Below are 18009 nucleotides of genomic sequence, written 5' to 3' on the forward strand. Positions count from 1 at the left end.
GGGGTGGAGCAGCCCGGTAGCTCGTCAGGCTCATAACCTGAAGGTCACAGGTTCAAATCCTGTCCCCGCACCCAAGGCCCTAGACCGTAACACCCACCCTGTCCGCGCGCGGTCAGGGCTTTTTTGTACCTCCGCGTGCAATCCAGAGTGGCATTCCGGCAACGCTCGAAGCCGGAAGCGCGAATTTTTATGGCCTTGGCCGCCTTACAGCCGATTTTCTCCATTCAAAGCCCATAGCGCATGGCGCGGTTTTGCGTCATGACTTCCGTTGGAAGGACGCGGGCCGACTATCAGCCCGTCGATTGAGGTGTTTGAGGATAATATGGCGAACGGTGTCGTTAAGTGGTTCAACCCGGCCAAGGGCTTTGGTTTCATTCAGCCCGAGGACGGCGGCCAGGACGTGTTCGTCCACATCGCCGCGGTTGAACGTTCGGGCCTGGCTGGCCTGAATGAAGGTGACCTGGTCAATTACGAGCTGGAAGAAGATCGTCGCTCGGGCAAGACCTCGGCCGGCAACCTGCGCGTCACGGGCCAAGGCGCCGTGCCGGCCGGTGGCGGCGCCCGCGGTGGCCCCGGTGGCGCTCGTCCGCCGCGCAGCTTCGACGCCCCGCGTGGCGGCGGCTACGGCGGCGGCGGCGGCGGTGGTGGCGGTGAAGCCGGCACGGGCGTCGTGAAGTGGTTCAACACCACCAAGGGCTTTGGCTTCATCCAGCCGGACAACGGCGGTGGCGACATTTTCGTGCACATCTCGGCCGTGGAACGCGCCGGCCTGCGCGGCCTGAACGAAGGCCAGCAAGTCGGTTACGAGCTTGAACAGGACCGCCGCTCGGGCAAGACCTCGGCCGGCAACCTGCGCATCCTCTAAGGGTGCGAATTCGAAAAGGCCGCCCGGACGGACGGCCTTTTCAGAGACTTTTGAGGGGCCCCGCCGACGTGCGAACGTCGGACGGGGCCTTTCGACGTTCTGGACAAGCTTTACCGGTGGCCACCTTGGCGCTTCCGGCGGGCCGGCTCGGGCCACCCGGCGATGAAAAAAGGCCGCCCGGCATGGGGCGGCCTTTCAACATTCTGGATGGGGGCGAGGCTGACCGTCAGGTCTCCTAAAGGGCCCGTTCCGAAGCCGCCTGATTCACGCTGAGCGCCGTCAGGTTGACGATGCCGCGCGCCGTGACACTGGGCACCAGCACGTGCAGCGGCTTGCTCATGCCCAGCAGGATCGGGCCGACCAGCAGCGACTCCGTGGCGGCGCTGAGCAGGGTCAGGGCGATATTGGCCGCGTCGAGCGTCGGCATGACCAACAGGTTGGCCGAGCCCTTCAGCGGGCTGTCAGCGACCATACGCTCGCGCAGGTGCTGGCTGAGGGCGGCGTCGGCGTGCATCTCGCCGTCGACCTCGAGCTCCGGCGCCTGCTCGCGCAGGATCGCCAGGGCCTCGCGCATCTTGCGGGCGGTCGGCGAATTGCTGGCCCCGAACGAGGAGTGCGAGAGCAGGGCGGCCTTGGGCGTCAGGCCGAAACGCCGCACGGCCTCGGCGGCCAGCTGGGTGCACTCGGCGACCTGTTCGGCGGTCGGGTCGACGTTCACGTGGGTGTCGCAGAAGAACAGCGTGCCGTTGTCGAGGATCAGGGTCGACAGGGCGTAAACCCGGCTGACGCTCTCCCGGCGCGGGATGATCGGCAGGGCGTAGGTCATGTGCTGCCACCAGTCGCCGCTGCCGCCGACCAGGGCGGCCTCGACATAGCCCGACGACAGCAGCATCGAGGCGGCCACGGTGCGACGGCCCTCGACGCGACGCTCGGCGGCGGTCGGCGGCACGCCGCGGCGACCCACCAGCTTCTGATAGTCGGCGACCAGCGGCCCGAACAGGTCCTTGTCGGTATAGGGGTCGACGATCTCGACCTTACCGTCCAGGTCCAGGCGCAGGCCCATCTCGGCGACCTTGGCCTTGATCACTTCGCGACGGCCGACCAGCACGGGATGGGCCAGGCCTTCATCGACGACGGTCTGGACGGCGCGCAGCACGCGCTCGTCCTCGCCCTCGGCATAGGCCACCTTGACCGGGGCCTTGCGCGCGCGCTCGAACACCGGGCGCATCAGCTGGCCCGAGCGGTAGACGAAGAGCTCCAACTCCGCCTGGTAGGCGTCGAAGTCGGTGATCGGCCGGGTGGCCACGCCGCTGTCCATGGCCGCCTTGGCGACGGCCGGCGCGATCTGCAGGATCAGGCGCGGGTCGAACGGCTTGGGGATGATGTATTGCGCGCCGAACACCGGCGCGACGCCGCCATAGGCCGAGGCGACGACTTCGGAAGCCTCGGCGCGGGCCAGTTCGGCGATCGCCTCGACGGCCGCGACCTTCATCGCCTCGTTGATCTCACTGGCCCCGACGTCCAGGGCGCCCCGGAAGATGAAGGGGAAGCAGAGGACGTTGTTGACCTGATTGGCGTAGTCGCTGCGGCCGGTGGCCATGATGGCGTCGGGACGGGCGGCGTAGACCAGCTCGGGCAGGATCTCCGGCTCCGGGTTGGCCATGGCGAGGATCAGCGGGTTCGGCGCCAGCAGCGGCAGCCACTCGGCCTTGAACACCCGCGGAGCCGACAGGCCCAGGAAGATGTCGGCGCCGGCGATGACCTCCGACAGGGTGCGAGCGTCGGTCTGGCGCGCATAGCGGGCCATGTTGTCGAGCATGTCGTCGTCGCGACCGGCGTACACGACGCCCTTGATGTCGGTCAGGGTGACGTTCTCGACCGGCAGGCCCATCGAGACCAGCAGGTCGACGCAGGCCAGGGCCGCCGCGCCGGCGCCCGAGGTGACCAGCTTGACGTCCTTGAGGCTCTTGCCCTGGACCAGCAGGGCGTTGCGGACGGCCGCGGCGCAGACGATGGCGGTGCCGTGCTGGTCGTCGTGGAAGACCGGGATATTCATCCGCTCGCGCAGGGTGCGCTCGATGATGAAGCACTCGGGGGCCTTGATGTCCTCGAGATTGATGCCGCCGAAGGTGGGCTCCAGCGCCGCCACCACCTCGATGAAGCGGTCGGGGTCGTTGGCGTCGACCTCGATATCGAAGACGTCGATGCCGGCGAACTTCTTGAACAGGACGGCCTTGCCCTCCATCACCGGCTTGCTGGCCAGCGGGCCGATATTGCCCAGGCCCAGCACGGCGGTGCCGTTGGAGATCACGGCCACCAGATTGCCGCGCGCGGTGTAGTCGCGGGCCTTGTCGGGATCGGCGGCGATGGCTTCGCAAGGCGCGGCGACCCCGGGGGAGTAGGCCAGGCCCAGGTCGCGCTGGGTGGCCATCCGCTTGGTGGCCTCGATGGCCAGTTTCCCGGGCCGCGGCAGACGGTGGTAATCCAGCGCCGCCTTACGGAAATCCTCGTCCATCAGTGTCCCTCTTGAAGCATCTGCGCGCACGCGGCGCGGCCCGTCTCTGTCGCGAGCCGTCACGGGTCAAGCTATGGGGGTCTAGCTACCGGGGATGGCCCGGTTTTCCAACCCTGCGCGACGCCTTTGGCGTCGCTTGCGATGATAGCGTTATCGAAAAGGGTCCCGCCAAATCCCTCGGATAAGTAATAATTCTATTATATAATGCCTCTGCTTCGGGCGCCCGCCGCCCCGTTCCTCGGCGCTGTTCCTTCCCGCGCCGCCTCGAGGGGCATGGCGCTGGACAGGGCGCCCGGAGCGACCGAGCATCGACTCGGCAATGAGATCCGAGGGCGGAGCATGAGCGGACTGACGACACACATCCTCGACCAGGCGGCCGGAAAGCCGGCCGCCGGCGTGACGGTTCGGGTGTCGCGGCGCGAGGGTTCGCACGTCTCGCTGCTGGCGGAATGCCGCACGGACGCCGACGGTCGTGCGCGGCTTGTCGCCGGAGAGGACCTGGAGGTCGGCGCCTATCGCCTGGAATTCGCGATCGGCGCGCATTTCGCGCCGTCCGGCCTGCCGGTCACCGACCCGCCGTTCCTGGACGTGGTGGTCATCGATTTCGCCGTCTCGAACGTCGACCAGCACTGGCACGTGCCGCTGCTGGTTTCGCCGTACGGCTATTCCACCTACCGGGGCAGCTGATGGGCGAGACGATCCGCTTTCTGCTGGACGGTGAGGTCCGAGAGGTCCGTGGGGCGAACCCGACAACGACCCTGCTGGAGCACCTGCGCGGGCCAATGCGCCGGACCGGGACCAAGGAGGGCTGCGCCGAGGGCGACTGCGGGTCTTGCACCGTGCTGGTGGGCGAGGCGGACGGCGACGCCGTGGCCTGGCGAGCGGTCAACAGCTGCATCCAGTTCCTGCCCATGCTGCACGGCAAGGCGCTGCTGACGGTCGAGAGCCTGGCTAAAGGCGGCGCGCTGCATCCGGTGCAGCAGGCCATGGTCGACAAGCACGGCTCGCAGTGCGGCTTCTGTACGCCGGGCATCGTCATGTCGCTGTACGGTCGCGCGATCGCGGCCAAGGGCGCGGCCGCGCCGGTCGGCGAGGTGCTGGCCGGGAACCTCTGCCGCTGCACCGGCTATGGCCCGATCCTCGAGGTGGCCAAGGGCATGGCGGCCGAGGCGGCGCCGACGGTCGATCTGTCGGTCGTGCGCGACGAGACCATGCTGAGCCTCAGCTACGAGGACGAGATCCACGGCGTCACCCGCACGTGGCTGTCGCCGCGCACCGACGATGAACTTGCTCAGGCCTATCTGGAACATCCCGACGCGACGATCGTGGCCGGCGCGACCGATGTCGGCCTGTGGGTCACCAAGCAGCGGCGTCCGTTGCCGACCCTGATCAGCGTGTCCGAGGTCGTCGAACTGAAGGCTCTGGAGGAGACGGTCGAGGGTCTGCGCATCGGCGCCGGCGTTCGCTATGTCGACGCCATCGAGGCGGTGGCGAAGCTATATCCGGACCTCGGCGCGATGATGCGACGGCTGGGCTCCACCCAGGTGCGCAATAGCGGCACGATCGGCGGCAACATCGCCAATGGCTCGCCGATCGGCGACATGCCGCCGGCGCTGATCGCGGCCGGGGCGACCCTGGTGCTGCGCCGGGGCGGCGAGCGGCGCGAGCTGGCGCTGGAAGACTTCTTCCTCGACTACGGCAAGCAGGACCGCCGGCCGGGCGAGTTCGTCGAGGCGGTGATCACGCCGAAGCTGGACGCCGGCCGGATCTTCAAGGTCTTCAAACTTACCAAGCGCTTCGACCAGGACATCTCGGCGGTGTGCGGAGCCTTCTCGCTGGCGGTGGAGGGCGGCGTGGTCGCCGACGCCCGTATCGCCTTCGGCGGCATGGCCGGCACGCCGAAGCGGGCCAAGGCCTGCGAAGCGGCGCTGATCGGCCAGCCCTGGACCGAGGCGACGGTCGAGGCGGCGATGGCCGCGCTGGACGCCGACTACGCGCCGATGAGCGACATGCGCGCCTCCGCCGCCTACCGGTCGCTGACCGCCAGGAACATGCTGCGCAAGGTGTTCCTGGAGAGCCAAAACAGGGACGTTGAGACCCGCGTGGTTCCGGAGAGCGCCCATGGCTGATTCCGCCGCGACCGCGTCCGTCCAGAACGCCGCCTCCCAGGGCGTCTCCGCGCCGCTGCCGCATGACAGCGCCGCCCGCCACGTGGCGGGCTCGGCGATCTATATCGACGACATGCCCGAGCCAGCCGGCCTGCTGCACGTGGCCTTCGGGATGAGCGCCAAGGCGCACGCCAGGATCACCAGGATGGATCTGTCGGCCGTCCGCACCGCGCCCGGGGTGGAGCTGGTGCTGTCGGCCGAGGACATCCCCGGCGAGAACGACGTCAGTCCGGTCCTTCACGACGACAAGCTTTTCGCTGATGGCGAGGTTTATTGCGTCGGCCAGAGTCTGTTCGCCGTGGCCGCCATCTCGATCGCCGCCGCTCGCGCCGCCGTCGGCAAGGCCGTCGTCGACTACGAAGACCTGCCGGCCGCCATCGACATCGCCGCCGCGCGCGGGATGGACCAGAAGATCGAGGCCAGCCAGCGCATGGCGCGGGGCGACGCCCAGGCCGCGCTGGCGACGGCGCCGCGCCGCGTCCAGGGCCGGTTCGCGATCGGCGGCCAGGACCACTTCTATCTCGAAGGCCAGGTCGCCCTGGCCACGCCGGGCGAAGACGGCGATGTCCACATCTGGTCGTCGACCCAGCATCCCAGCGAGGTGCAGCATCTGGTGGCGCGCGTGCTGGATCGCCCGCACACCGCCGTCACCGTCGAGGTGCGCCGTATGGGCGGCGGCTTCGGCGGCAAGGAGACGCAAGCCTCGCTGTTCGCCGCCGCCGCCGCCCTGGTCGCGGTGAAGACAGGCCGCGCCGCCAAGTGCCGGCCGGACCGCGACGAGGACATGGTCATGACCGGCAAGCGGCATGACTTCGAGGTCGCCTACGATGTCGGCTTCGACGATGAGGGTCGGCTGACCGGCCTGTCGCTGGACCTGGCCTCGCGCTGTGGCGCGACCACCGACCTGTCCATGGCGATCAACGACCGGGCGATGTTCCACGCCGACAACACCTACTTCCTGCCGGCGGTCGAGATCCTGTCGCATCGGTTCAAGACGCATACGGTCTCCAACACCGCCTTCCGGGGCTTTGGCGGACCACAAGGGATGTTGGCCATCGAGCGGGTGATGGACGCCGTCGCCGCCGAGGTCGGGATCGACCCGCTGGAGGTGCGCCGCCGTAACCTCTATGGCGGCGAGGGGCGCAACCTCACGCCCTACCATCAGGTGGTGGAAGACAATGTCGCGCCGCAGCTGATCGACGAGCTGGCCGCGTCATGCGACTACGAGACCCGACGCCGCGAGATCGAGGCGTTCAACAAGACGAGCCCGGTGCTTAAGAAGGGCATCGCCCTGACGCCCGTGAAGTTCGGCATCTCATTCACCACCACCCACCTGAACCAGGCCGGGGCGCTGATCCACCTCTATGCCGACGGCTCGATCATGCTGAACCACGGCGGGACCGAGATGGGGCAGGGGCTGAACATCAAGGTCGCCCAGATCGTCGCCAACGCCTTCCAGGTCGAGATCGGCCGTGTGAAGATCACCGCGACCGTCACCGACAAGGTGCCCAACACCTCGGCCACCGCCGCCTCGTCGGGCGCGGACCTGAACGGCATGGCCGCCCTCAACGCGGCCGAGACCATCAAGGCGCGGCTGGTGGCGTTCGCGGCCGGGAAGTGGGGCGTGGGTCCCACCGAGGTGACGTTCACGCCGGACGGCGTTCGTGTCGGGGCCGAGACCTTTGAGTTCGGCTGGTTCGCGCGCCAGGCCTATCTGGCGCGGACCTCGCTGTCGGCGACCGGCTACTACGCCACGCCCAAGATCCACTACGACCGCGCGACGCACACGGGCCGGCCGTTCTATTACTTCGCCTATGGCGCGGCCTGCAGCGAGGTGCTGATCGACACCCTGACGGGCGAGATGAAGGTCACCCGCGCCGACATTCTGCACGACGTCGGCAAGTCGCTGAATCCCGCCATCGACCTCGGCCAGATCGAGGGCGGCTTCATCCAGGGCATGGGCTGGCTGACGACGGAGGAGCTGGTCTACGACGCGCAAGGCCGCCTGCGGACCCATGCGCCGTCGACCTACAAGATCCCGACCATCGGCGACCGCCCGGCGCACCTGGACGTTCGCCTGTGGAAGGCCGGCCGCAATGTCGAGGCCACGGTGCACCGCTCCAAGGCCGTGGGCGAGCCGCCGCTGATGCTGGCGATCTCGGTCTACTGCGCGATCAACCACGCGGTGGCCAGCGTCGGGGACTATCGGGTGTTCCCGAAGCTGGACGCGCCGGCGACGCCCGAGGCGATCCTGATGGCCTGCGAGGACGTGCGAGCGAGGGCTATGAATGCCTGAGTTTCTTTCTCCCGTTCTCCCCGGCCTTCGCCGGGGAAATCGGATTCTTGGGGTAGTCGCATGAGCCGGAACTGGGCGCGTGCGGCCTTGGCCAGGCTCGATGCCCACGACGAGGCCGCCCTGGTCACCGTGCTGGCCACCGAGGGCTCGGCCCCGCGCGAGGCCGGGACCAAGATGGTCGTCTGGCGTGACGGGCAGTCCGGCACGATCGGCGGCGGCAATCTGGAATACCGTGTCGCCGACCAGGCCCGGCGGATGCTGGACGGCGGCCAGGCCCATTTCGCGATCCAGGACTACCCGTTGGGCCCGCTGCTGGCCCAGTGCTGCGGCGGCCGCGTGCGCCTGTTCCTGGAGCGCCTGAACGACAACAGCCGCGACTGGCTGACCGAGGCCGCCAGGCGCATGGACGCCGCCCAGCCGTTCGAGGTCCGCACGCGCTTCGATCCCGGCCTGCTGACCAAGGTGGTCGCGCCGATCGTGGCCACCGATGGCGACGGCCCGGCGGTCTCCTTCGGAGAGGTCCCGGCCACCGCGCGCGGGGCGCGACCCGAGCTTGGCGACGTGATGGTCGAGCGCGCCGACGCGCCGCGTCCGCCGCTGCTGCTGTTCGGCGCCGGCCATGTCGGCCAGGCGATCGCCAGAGCTTTCGAGCCGCTGCCGTTCCGCCTCTTCTGGTACGATACCCGTCCCGAGACCGCCGACATCCCCGGCGTCACGGTGCTGACGCCCGCCGAGGTCGCCGCCAAGGCCATGGGCGCGAGCCCCGACGCCTACGGTCTGGTTCTCACCCACGACCACGCCCTCGACTATGCGCTGGTCTCGGCCGGTCTGGCGGGGGGCGGATTTTGTTTCTTCGGCGTCATAGGTTCGAAGACCAAGCGCGCTAGGTTCATGAGCCGGCTGCGCGACGACGGGTTCTCGGAGGCGGTGCTGACCCGCCTGACCAGTCCCATCGGCCTGCCGCAGCTGAAGAGCAAGGCGCCCGAGGTGATCGCGGTCTCGGTGGCGGCCGACCTCCTGATGCGCCAGGAAGCGGCGCGCATTCGAAACGACGAGAGCGCCAGTGCAAGCTTATAGGGCGTCGATCCTCCACCTCGTGGATGATCCGACCAAGAACGCGGAAGCCGTGGCCTTCCACGAGGACGGCCTGCTGCTGGTCGAGGACGGCCGCGTCGCGGGCTGCGGCGCCTATGCCGAGCTGTCGCCGTGGCTGGGCGACGCCGAGCTGCACGACCTGACCGGCCATCTGATCACGCCGGGCTTCATCGACACCCACATCCACTTGCCGCAGGTCGATGTCATCGCCGCCCACGGCAAGCAGCTTCTGGACTGGCTGGAGCAGCACACCTTCCCGGCCGAGGCGGCCTTCGCCGATCCCAAGCACGCGACCGACACGGCGGCGTTTTTCATCGACGAGCTGCTGCGCAACGGCACCACCACGGCGCTGGTGTTCGGCTCGGTGCACAAGGTCTCGGTCGACGCCCTGTTCGCCGAGGCCTATGAGCGCGACATGCGGCTGATCGCCGGCAAGGCGCTGATGGACCGCAATGCGCCGGACGGCCTGACCGACACGGTCGAGAGCAGTCGCGCCGACATGGAGCAGCTGATCGCCGACTGGCATGGCAAGGGCCGCCTTGGCTACGCCGTCACCCCGCGCTTCGCGATCAGCTGCAGCGACGCACAGCTGGCCATGGCCGGCGAGGTCCTGGCGGCGCATCCTGACGTCTGGATGCAGACCCACCTGTCGGAGAATATCCACGAGATCAAGGAGACGGCGCGCCTGTTCCCCGCGGCCAAGGACTATCTCGACGTCTACGACCGCTTCGGCCTGCTGCGCGAACGATCCGTCTTCGCCCACTGCGTCCACCTGAAGGGCGACGCGTTCCGGCGGCTGGCGGCCAAGGGCGGGGCGGTGGCCTTCTGCCCGACCTCGAACCTGTTCCTGGGGTCTGGCCTGTTTCCGCTGGAGGAGGCCTGCTCACATGGGGTCAAGGTCGGCATGGGCACCGACGTCGGGGCGGGCACGACCTTCTCGATCCTGCATACGCTGGGCGAGGCCTACAAGGTCGGCCAACTGCGGGGCGACGCGCTGGATCCGTTCCAGGCGCTGTACCTGGCGACCCTGGGCGGGGCGCGGGCGCTGGATCTCGGCGACAAGATCGGCAATCTCGAGCCCGGCAAGGAAGCCGACTTCGTGGTGCTGGACCTGGCCGCGACGCCGCTGATGGCGCGGCGCCTCGCCGGGGCGAAGAGCCTGGAGAACAAGCTCTTCGCGCTGACCGTGCTGGGGGATGATCGGGTCGTGGCCCGGACCTATCTGGCGGGCGTGGAGCGGTACAGGCGCTAGGCGCCCATCGTCTCCGCATAGAGCTTCAGCAACCGGGCCCCGTCCACCGCCACGGTCGCGGCCTGGATCGGCTGATCGTCCCAGGCTGACGGTCCGAACAGTTCGCCCTCGGGGCTCTGGCAGGTCTGGCCCAGCGTTATGCCCTGGGTCACCACGCGCACCGAGCCTCGACGCACGGTGAACAGTGTCGGATCGATCACGAAGGCCACCGCCGCGGCGTCGTGCACGCAGCAGCCGACGATGCCGTCGCGGCCGCCGTAGAACGCCGCATAGGGCTTGGAGATGGCGTTCAGGAACCCGCCGGCGTCACTGCCCGTGGCGGCCAGCGCCTCCATGTAGTCTGGCGACATCACCACCTGGGTGGTCACGTCCAGGCTGACGGCGGTCAGGTTCCAGGGAGCGGTGAACACCTGGTCGGCGGCTTCCGGGTCGTTCCAGATATTAGCCTCGGCCACCGGGGTGACATTGCCCGGCTTGCCGGCCACGCCGAACGCGCCGCCCATGATCACCACGGACTTCAGCAGGGTGGCGACCTCGGGATCGGCCTTGAGCGCCAGGGCGAGGTTGGTCAGCGGACCGACGGCGCAGAGGACCACCTCGCCCGGATACTGGCGGGCCAGGTCGATGATCGCCTGGTGGGCCGGTTTGGCCTCGGGCTCGGCGGGAACCAGGCCGGTCAGCTCGACATCGCCAAGGCCGTTCTCGCCATGCACGAAGGTCGGCGAGGGGTTGCGCGGCCGGGTCAGGGGCTTGTCCGCGCCCTTGTAGACCGGCGCCGTCAGGCCGAAGCGGGCCTTCAGGTAAAGCGCGTTGCGCGTCGTGGTCTCGATGTCGGAATTGCCGAAGACAGTTGTCACCGCGATCAGCTCGAGGGCGGGGCTCGCCTCGATGAACAGCAGCGCCATGGCGTCGTCGATGCCGGGATCGGTGTCGAAGATGATCTTGGTCGGGGTCGTCATTCGCGGGCTCTAGCGCTTTTCTTCGTTCGAGGCGAGGCGCTGGTCAGCCCCGCCCTGCATCAGGGATACGTGGGCCGAGGCGACCTTCCAGCCGTCGTCGGTGCGGATCCAGGTCTGGCTCTGGCGGCCGATCTTGCCGCTGTCGTCGCGGCGGAACTCGACGTGAGCGACGGCGAAGTCCGCGCCAAAAGTGGTGATCTCAGTGCGCAACCGGGTGCGCGGCGGCGAACCGCCGGACCGGCCGACGCGGAAGGCGGCGATCTCGTCGAAGCTCCACAGGTTCTCGGCCACGCCCAGCCGCACCGTGTGGGCCGAGTTCCAGAACGCGCCGTCCAGGGCCTCCACGTCGTTGCTCATCAGCGCCGCCTCATAGGCGTCGACCAGGGCCGTCACCTCGGCCAGCACGGCGGGATCGTTGACGATCATAGAGCGCCCTTCGGGGGATGGGCGGCCACGACACCCTCGCGCTGCAGCCTTGCGGCGGCGGCGAAGGCCAGGTCCTCACGCCAGGCCGGGGCGATGATCTGCACGCCGATCGGCAATTGGCCCGGACGGTTCACAGGCGCGGCCACCACCGGCAGGCCGATATAGCTGATCGGCTGGGTGAAGGCGCCGAGGTTCTTGCGCACCGAGACGGGGACGCCGTCCATCTCCATGGTCGCCTGGCCGATCGGCGGGGCGGGGCAGACCGACGATGGAGCCAAGAGGACATCGTAGCGCTGGAAGGCCTCGCGGACCTCGTCGCGGAAGATCGTGCGGAAGCGCTGGGCCGCCTTATGTACGCCCTCGGGCAAAAGGGCGCCGGCCAGCAGCCGGTCGCGGACGGCCGGGTCGTAGTCCATGGCGCGTTTGGCCAGGTCGTCGTGATGCAGTTCGCCGCCCTCGAAGGCGGTCAGGCAGAAGGCCGCGGCCCGGGCGGCGACCGCGTTCGGCAAGGTGACGAGGTCGTCGGCCTTCAGCGCCGAGCCGACGCGGCCGAGGGCTTCGAGCACTTCGGGGAAGGCGCCCTGCTGGAACCAGCCGCCCAGCACGCCGACCCGCAAGGGACGCTCGGCCAGTGTGTCGAGGCGATCGGCCAGAGGCTCGGCGTCGCGCACGCAGATGGAATCGCCTTGGGGATCGGGACCCTGCAGGGCGTCGTACGCCAGCGCCAGGTCCTCGACCGACCGCGCGAACGGGCCGACGTGGTCCAGGCTCTCGACGAACGGGAACACCCCTTGGCGCGACAGACGGCCGTAGGTGGGCTTTAGGCCGAAGACGCCGCACAGACTGGCCGGGATGCGGATCGAACCATTGGTGTCCGAGCCCAGGGTCAGGGGCACCAGCCCCGCCGCCACGGCCGCCGCCGACCCGCCCGACGAGCCGCCGGCGATCCGGCTGGGGTCGTGCGGATTATGGACCGGGCCGTCGTGGGCGTTCTCGGTGACGAAGCCGTAGGCGAACTCGTCCATGTTGAGCGCCCCGACCAGGATCGCCCCGGCGGCGGTCAGACGCCTTACCAGCGTCGCGTCGTGGGCCGGCGGGACGGCGTCGCGGCGGATCCTCGAGCCGGCCAAGGTCGGCAGACTCTCGATGTCGAACAGGTTCTTCACCGCCACCGGCACGCCGGCCAGCGGACCGACCGGACGGCCGGCGGCGAGGTCGGCGTCGACCGCCTCGGCGGCGGCCAGGGCGCGCTCGGCGGTGACGGCCGTGAAGGCGTTGATCCCGCCGTTCAGGCGCTGGATGCGCGAGAGGGTGGCCTCGGTGACGGCTCGGGCGGTGACGCGGCCCGCGCGGACCTCGCCGGCGATCTCGACGACGCTGCAGAAGCTCACGGCTGGAACGTCTCCGGCGGTTCGCCGGCGAGGTCACCCCCACCTGTCTCTTGGAGCGCTGACACGAACAGGGACGCCTGGGTGCGCAGCAGGGCGACGTTGTCGATCACGGTCGGCAGGACGTCCGGTGACAGGGTCAGGTCGCGCGCGGCGGCGCGGGCGGCCGTCCACGGCGCGATCTCGTGGTCCTTCAGGTCCAGAAAGGCCTTCGTCTCCGCGTCCAGCGCCATGCGGTCTCCCCGAAACTCAGCAAGTAAGAAAAAACTTCATACACCCGCGTTCGTGGGAATCGCCAGCCCCGCCGCCGCTGGAAGGGCGCAGCGCCCAAGCCCGCGCCATCCTGGCCGCCGATCGCCCGCGTCGCGAGCAGGGAAGGGCGATCGTCACTCCAGTCCTCCGCCAGGCCTAGGCGCTGAGCCAGCGCCAGCGCGAGATACGCTTGTAAGAAGGAACTTACTTGATGGCGCATCACCGGCTGGCTTCCACCCCCGACACCATCCGCTTCGGCATGTTCGATGCGGCTTTCGATCCCGTGTTGACGGTGAACTCCGGCGACAGCGTCACCTTCGAGTGCGTCTCGGGCGGCGTCGAGGTCATGCCGCCGCCGGGTTCGCCGCTCGTCGTGCCGCCCGCGCTTCAGGCGATCCATGACAGCAATCCGCCGAGGATCGGCCCGCACATTCTGACCGGCCCCGTCGCCATCGCCGGCGCCGAGCCGGGCGACACGCTGGAGGTGCGGATCGAGACGATCGAGCCCAATAACGACTGGGGCTATTGCGCCGTTCGGCCCCTGGCCGGCACCCTGCCGGAAGACTTCCCCGAGCGCTATGTCAGCCACATCGCCGTCGACCGCGCGGCCGGGACCTGCAAGCCGGAATGGGGCCCGGAGCTACCGTTGGCGCCGTTCTTCGGCACCATGGGCGTCGCCCCGCCGGCCAGCTACGGTCGCCTCTCCAGCCGCGAGCCCCGTGAGCACGGCGGCAACATGGACAACAAGGAGCTGGTCGCCGGCTCGACCCTCTACCTGCCGGTCTGGGTTCCTGGCGCGAACTTCTCGGTCGGCGACGGCCATGGCCGCCAGGGGGACGGTGAGGTTTGCGTCAACGCGCTGGAGATGGGCCTGACCGGGACCTTCACCTTCGCGCTGCACAAGGGGAGCGAGCCCTTCAAGTGGCCGCGCGCCGAGACGCCGACCCACTACATCCTGATGGGCTTCAACGAGGATCTCGACCTGGCCATGAAGCTGGCCCTGCGCCAGACGATCGACTTCATCACCGCGCGCTCGGCCCTGACCCGCGTCCAGGCCTACCAGTTCTGCTCCCTGGCCGTGGACTTCCGGGTGACCCAGACCGTCAACGGCGAGAAGGGGGTCCACGCGCTGCTGGCCAAGGGGCTGTTGTTCTAGCGACACTACTTCTGAGCGTGGCGAAGATCACACGCGAACCCACGCATCGCGCGCGGGCGTCGAAGAGTCTCACGCTTCATGCGATCGACGCAAACCCCAATCCCGTAAAGGGTTGGTTGTTCCAGAACGACACGCGCGCGCCGTTTCGGCACAGGATTTATCCTTAATATTCCCGCGAACGCTGAAAGCGATCCGGCCCACGTCTTGCACTCGCTAGGTCACGCTGAGGTTGCAGCTTGTTGCGAGGGGTTGAGGCGATGGATTTTCGGGGCACGGAAGGCGCGGACGTTCTGAACGGCGGCGCGGGTGACGATGTCATCTACGGGTTCGGCGGCAATGACACCCTGAAGGGCGGCGCGGGCAACGATGTCCTGGCCGGCAACGACGGCGCCGACATCCTGCAAGGCGGCGACGGCGACGACTACATCCTGGGCGGAGCCGGCAACGACACCATCGACGGTGGCGCGGGCAATGACTGGGCGGCCTACGAGGACGCCACGGCCGGCGTGAAGGTCGACCTGAACCTCGCCGGCGCGCAGAACACCGGCGGCTCCGGGACCGACAAGCTGACCGGGATCGAGAACGTCTACGGCTCGGCCTTCAACGACACCCTGACCGGCGACGCCAAGGACAACATGATGTTCGGGGACGCTGGCAACGACACGATCAGCGGCGGCAAGGGCAATGACACCCTGCTGGGCGGCGACGGCAACGACACCCTGGACGGCGGCGGCGACGATGACTACGTCGTTGGCGGCGCGGGCGACGATGTCATCAAGGGCGGCGCCGGCGACGACTGGAGCTCGTACGAGAATGCCACGGCCGGCGTCACGGTCGACCTGACCAAGACCACGGCTCAGGACACCGGCGGCGCGGGCAAGGACACCATCACCGGCGTCGAGCTGCTGTACGGCTCCAAGTTCGACGACGTTTTGACCGGCGACGCCAAGGCCAACTACCTCTGGGGCTCGGACGGCAACGACAAGCTCTACGGCGGCGCGGGCGACGACCACCTGTCGGGCGGCACGGGCGTCAACCTCATCGACGGCGGCGACGGCTGGGACACGGTCGACTACGCGTTCAGCGACAAGGGCGTGACGATCAACCTGTCGGGCGGTCCGGCGCCGCAGATCCCGATCCCGGACGGCTTCGACGCGATCCGCTCGGTCGAGGCGGCGATGGGCTCGGCCTATAGCGACGCCATCGTTGGCAACGACGCCGAGAACTACCTGTTCGGCGACGCCGGCGACGACGTCATCTTCGGCGTCGGCGGCAACGACACTCTGGACGGAGGCGACGGCAACGACGTCCTGCGCGGCAGCTTCTACAAGCCCGGCGACATGCTGCTGGGCGGCGCGGGCGCCGACCAGATCCTCGTGTGGACGGGGGCGGGTAGCGAGGGCTTGACGACAGTCGACGGCGGCTCTGGCGTCGACGTGCTCATGTTCTCGTCGGACTACAACCTCACACTGGACCTGAAGAACACTGGCGATCAACTGATCGCGCCCGGCATCCACATGATGGTGCGGAACGTCGAGAACGTCATGGGCGGTTACGGCGACGACCGTTTGACCGGCGACGCGAGCGGCAACGTGATCAACGGTGGTCACGGTGACGACATCCTGGATGGGGGCGCGGGCTTCGACGTTGCCTCCTACGCGACCTCCCCCGGAGTGTGGGTCGACCTTTCCAAGACCGGTCCGCAGGACACCAAGGGCGCTGGCGTCGACACCTTGATGAACTTCGAGGGCCTGGCGGGCTCCAACGCGAACGACGTCCTGATCGGCGACGCCAAGGACAACACCCTCGACGGGGCAGGCGGCGACGACATCCTCGACGGCGGCGCAGGCACGGACACCGCGATCTTTTTCGGCGACGCCAGAGACTACACTTGGAGCAAGAACGACAGCGGAACCTGGACGGTGAAGGGCTTCAATGAAGTCGACACACTGCTGAACGTCGAGGTCCTGAAGTTCCACGACAAGTCGGTGGCCCTGCCGTCCTCGAACGCGACGGTGACGGTAGGCGACCTGGTGAAGCCGAAAATGATCGTCTCCTCGGCCACCGGCGATCTGCGGGACGCGGTGCTTTCGGCTAGCGGCCGGCAGGCCTATGTCTCCGACAAGGACGGCTATGTCAGCATCGTCAACGCCACCACCGGCGACGTCTCCGCCCGCATCAAGGTCGGGACCGATCTAGGCGGAATGGATGTGACGGCCGACGGGCACTACCTGGTCGTCGCCGAGCACGCGGTCACGAATCTGGTCGCGGGCGAGGACTGGACGAAGACCCGGGCTACCGCGACGGTTCACATGGTGGACCTGTGGACCAAGACCGTGAGGGACTATACCACGACGGCCACGGGGCTCGATCGCGGCTTCGCCGACGTGGCCGTCCTGGGCAATAACACGGTGATCCTTACCCAGGATTTGGAGGCGTCAGGCACGAACTACGTCACAACGCTGACCCTGAGCACCGGGGTCTTCACCCAGGACACCCAGAACTACCGCCAGAGCAGCGTGATGGTCAGCAGCGCCGACCATGATCAGGCCCTGCTGGCCTCGGGCGGCTTCACGCTCGAACTGTTTGAATTCGACAAGGGCCACACCGTTTCGGGCGCGCCCTACGAGGGCAGCCAGGCCGGCGGCGGCTCCAGCACCATGGCCATTTCGCGTGACGGCTCGCTCATCGCCAGCGGCGGCGCTATCTTCGACGGCGCGCTGAACTACAAGCTCAGCCTGTTCGCCGGACAGCCGCAGGTTCTGGGCCTCTACGGCCTCGATTTCAGCGCCGACGGAAAACATCTCTTCGTCGTCGACAACTACGACCGGCTGTTCCAGTATTCGACGACGACGTGGGGCCTCGAGCAGGTGTTTTCGCTGGGCGTCGACATCAATCCGCTGGACTCGCCTGCCTATCACTTCGGCGGCTACGGCAACCGGGTCCAGGTCAGCGACGATGGCGGGACCATACTGGTCTTCAGCGCCACGGGCATCGTTTCGCTCAACATGATCGGCCTGGCTCCGATCTCCAGCACGGTGGCGATGCAGCCGACGTCGGGCGCAGACACCATCCAAGGCAGCGCCGATTATGATGTGATCACCGGCGGCGCCGGCAATGACGTCCTGTACGGCGGGGGCGGCAACGACCTGCTGAACGGCGGTGATGGCGCGGATGTGCTCTTCGGCGGCCAGGGCTCCGACATGCTGATCGGCGGCGCAGGCGCGGATGTCTTCAAGTTCCTCGCTGGTGACGGCTACTTCAGCCCGTCGCTGACGGGGGCGGACGTCATCACCGACTTCGGCGTCAACGACAAGCTGGCCTTCTCAGGCGCGCCGGCGGTGGTGAAGGAAGGCGACGTCATTCGCATGGGCGACGTCGGGCAGATCAGTCCGTTCACCGGCGCGATCAGCGCGGCCGCGCAACTGGCGCTTGCAGCCTACGACCAGCAGCGCCAGATGGGCTTCTATGGCCAGAAGTACATCATAGTCGGCGCTGGCGCAGACACCTATGTCGTCGCCGACACCGACGGGGTCGCGGGCTACGACCAGGTCGTCCTGCTCAAGAACGTCTCCTCGTCCCTCGTGACGGCGGACATGTTCATGGCCGCCTAAGGCGGGCCCGTCCGCAACCTCTG

The 18009-nt window shown here is 68.3% G+C and carries 13 protein-coding genes and 1 pseudogene; 9 read left to right on the forward strand and 5 right to left on the reverse strand.

Annotated features, from left to right (window positions below; translation table 11 throughout):
• Positions 1-322: 322 nt before the first annotated feature.
• A pseudogene (locus AC1RNC_RS17580) lies at positions 323-526 on the forward strand (cold-shock protein); the annotation flags it as partial.
• A 144-nt stretch (positions 527-670) separates the two neighbouring features.
• Positions 671-865, forward strand: coding sequence for a cold-shock protein (locus AC1RNC_RS17585; RefSeq protein ID WP_233206781.1), 195 nt, complete (start codon positions 671-673; stop codon positions 863-865).
• Positions 866-1100: 235 nt separating this feature from the next.
• Here AC1RNC_RS17585 and AC1RNC_RS17590 read toward each other — a convergent pair whose 3' ends face one another.
• Positions 1101-3380: an NADP-dependent malic enzyme gene (locus AC1RNC_RS17590; protein WP_492887627.1), complete on the reverse strand. Its 2280-nt coding sequence runs from the start codon at positions 3378-3380 to the stop codon at positions 1101-1103.
• 339 nt (positions 3381-3719) lie between these two features.
• On the opposite strand from AC1RNC_RS17590, the gene uraH reads away from it, so the two are divergent.
• The 5 genes from uraH to guaD are packed head-to-tail and all read left to right on the forward strand — an operon-like array spanning position 3720 to position 10191.
• Positions 3720-4067 carry a hydroxyisourate hydrolase gene (uraH, locus tag AC1RNC_RS17595; protein WP_492887628.1) on the forward strand — a complete coding sequence of 116 codons (348 nt, stop codon included), beginning with the start codon at positions 3720-3722 and terminating at the stop codon, positions 4065-4067.
• Positions 4067-5509: a xanthine dehydrogenase small subunit gene (gene xdhA / locus AC1RNC_RS17600; RefSeq protein ID WP_492887629.1), complete on the forward strand. Its 1443-nt coding sequence runs from the start codon at positions 4067-4069 to the stop codon at positions 5507-5509. The genes uraH and xdhA overlap by 1 nt, the downstream gene beginning before the upstream one ends.
• A complete protein-coding gene (gene xdhB, locus AC1RNC_RS17605; RefSeq protein ID WP_492887630.1) occupies positions 5502-7844 on the forward strand; it encodes a xanthine dehydrogenase molybdopterin binding subunit in 2343 nt (780 codons plus the stop codon). The genes xdhA and xdhB overlap by 8 nt, the downstream gene beginning before the upstream one ends.
• Before the next feature lie 60 nt (positions 7845-7904).
• The gene (gene xdhC / locus AC1RNC_RS17610) at positions 7905-8921 is read left to right on the forward strand and encodes a xanthine dehydrogenase accessory protein XdhC (protein WP_492887631.1); all 1017 of its coding nucleotides are present in this window, start codon (positions 7905-7907) and stop codon (positions 8919-8921) included.
• Positions 8908-10191, forward strand: a complete 1284-nt coding sequence (gene guaD / locus AC1RNC_RS17615) for a guanine deaminase (protein ID WP_492887632.1) — start codon at positions 8908-8910, stop codon at positions 10189-10191. The genes xdhC and guaD overlap by 14 nt, the downstream gene beginning before the upstream one ends.
• Here guaD and AC1RNC_RS17620 read toward each other — a convergent pair.
• From AC1RNC_RS17620 to AC1RNC_RS17635, 4 genes are read right to left on the reverse strand one after another with little or no spacing between them, the layout of a single operon-like run.
• Positions 10188-11150 (reverse strand): nucleoside hydrolase, encoded by a 963-nt coding sequence (locus AC1RNC_RS17620; protein ID WP_492887633.1) that lies wholly within the window; start codon positions 11148-11150, stop codon positions 10188-10190. The genes guaD and AC1RNC_RS17620 overlap by 4 nt on opposite strands.
• A 9-nt stretch (positions 11151-11159) precedes the next feature.
• Complete coding sequence (hpxZ, locus tag AC1RNC_RS17625; protein WP_492887634.1) at positions 11160-11576, reverse strand: oxalurate catabolism protein HpxZ; 417 nt, start codon at positions 11574-11576, stop codon at positions 11160-11162.
• Positions 11573-12967, reverse strand: a complete 1395-nt coding sequence (locus tag AC1RNC_RS17630; RefSeq protein ID WP_492887635.1) for an AtzE family amidohydrolase — start codon at positions 12965-12967, stop codon at positions 11573-11575. Before AC1RNC_RS17630 ends, hpxZ begins: the two co-directional genes overlap by 4 nt.
• Positions 12964-13197 carry a hypothetical protein gene (locus tag AC1RNC_RS17635; RefSeq protein ID WP_492887636.1) on the reverse strand — a complete coding sequence of 78 codons (234 nt, stop codon included), beginning with the start codon at positions 13195-13197 and terminating at the stop codon, positions 12964-12966. Before AC1RNC_RS17635 ends, AC1RNC_RS17630 begins: the two co-directional genes overlap by 4 nt.
• A 227-nt stretch (positions 13198-13424) precedes the next feature.
• Between AC1RNC_RS17635 and AC1RNC_RS17640 the strand changes: the two genes are divergently transcribed.
• Both AC1RNC_RS17640 and AC1RNC_RS17645 read left to right on the forward strand, forming a co-directional pair.
• Positions 13425-14372 (forward strand): acetamidase/formamidase family protein, encoded by a 948-nt coding sequence (locus tag AC1RNC_RS17640; protein WP_492887637.1) that lies wholly within the window; start codon positions 13425-13427, stop codon positions 14370-14372.
• 257 nt (positions 14373-14629) lie between these two features.
• Positions 14630-17986 (forward strand): hypothetical protein, encoded by a 3357-nt coding sequence (locus tag AC1RNC_RS17645; protein ID WP_492887638.1) that lies wholly within the window; start codon positions 14630-14632, stop codon positions 17984-17986.
• Positions 17987-18009: the final 23 nt, after the last annotated feature.

It is taken from the genome of Caulobacter sp. GW822-FHT01G02 (assembly GCF_058802865.1).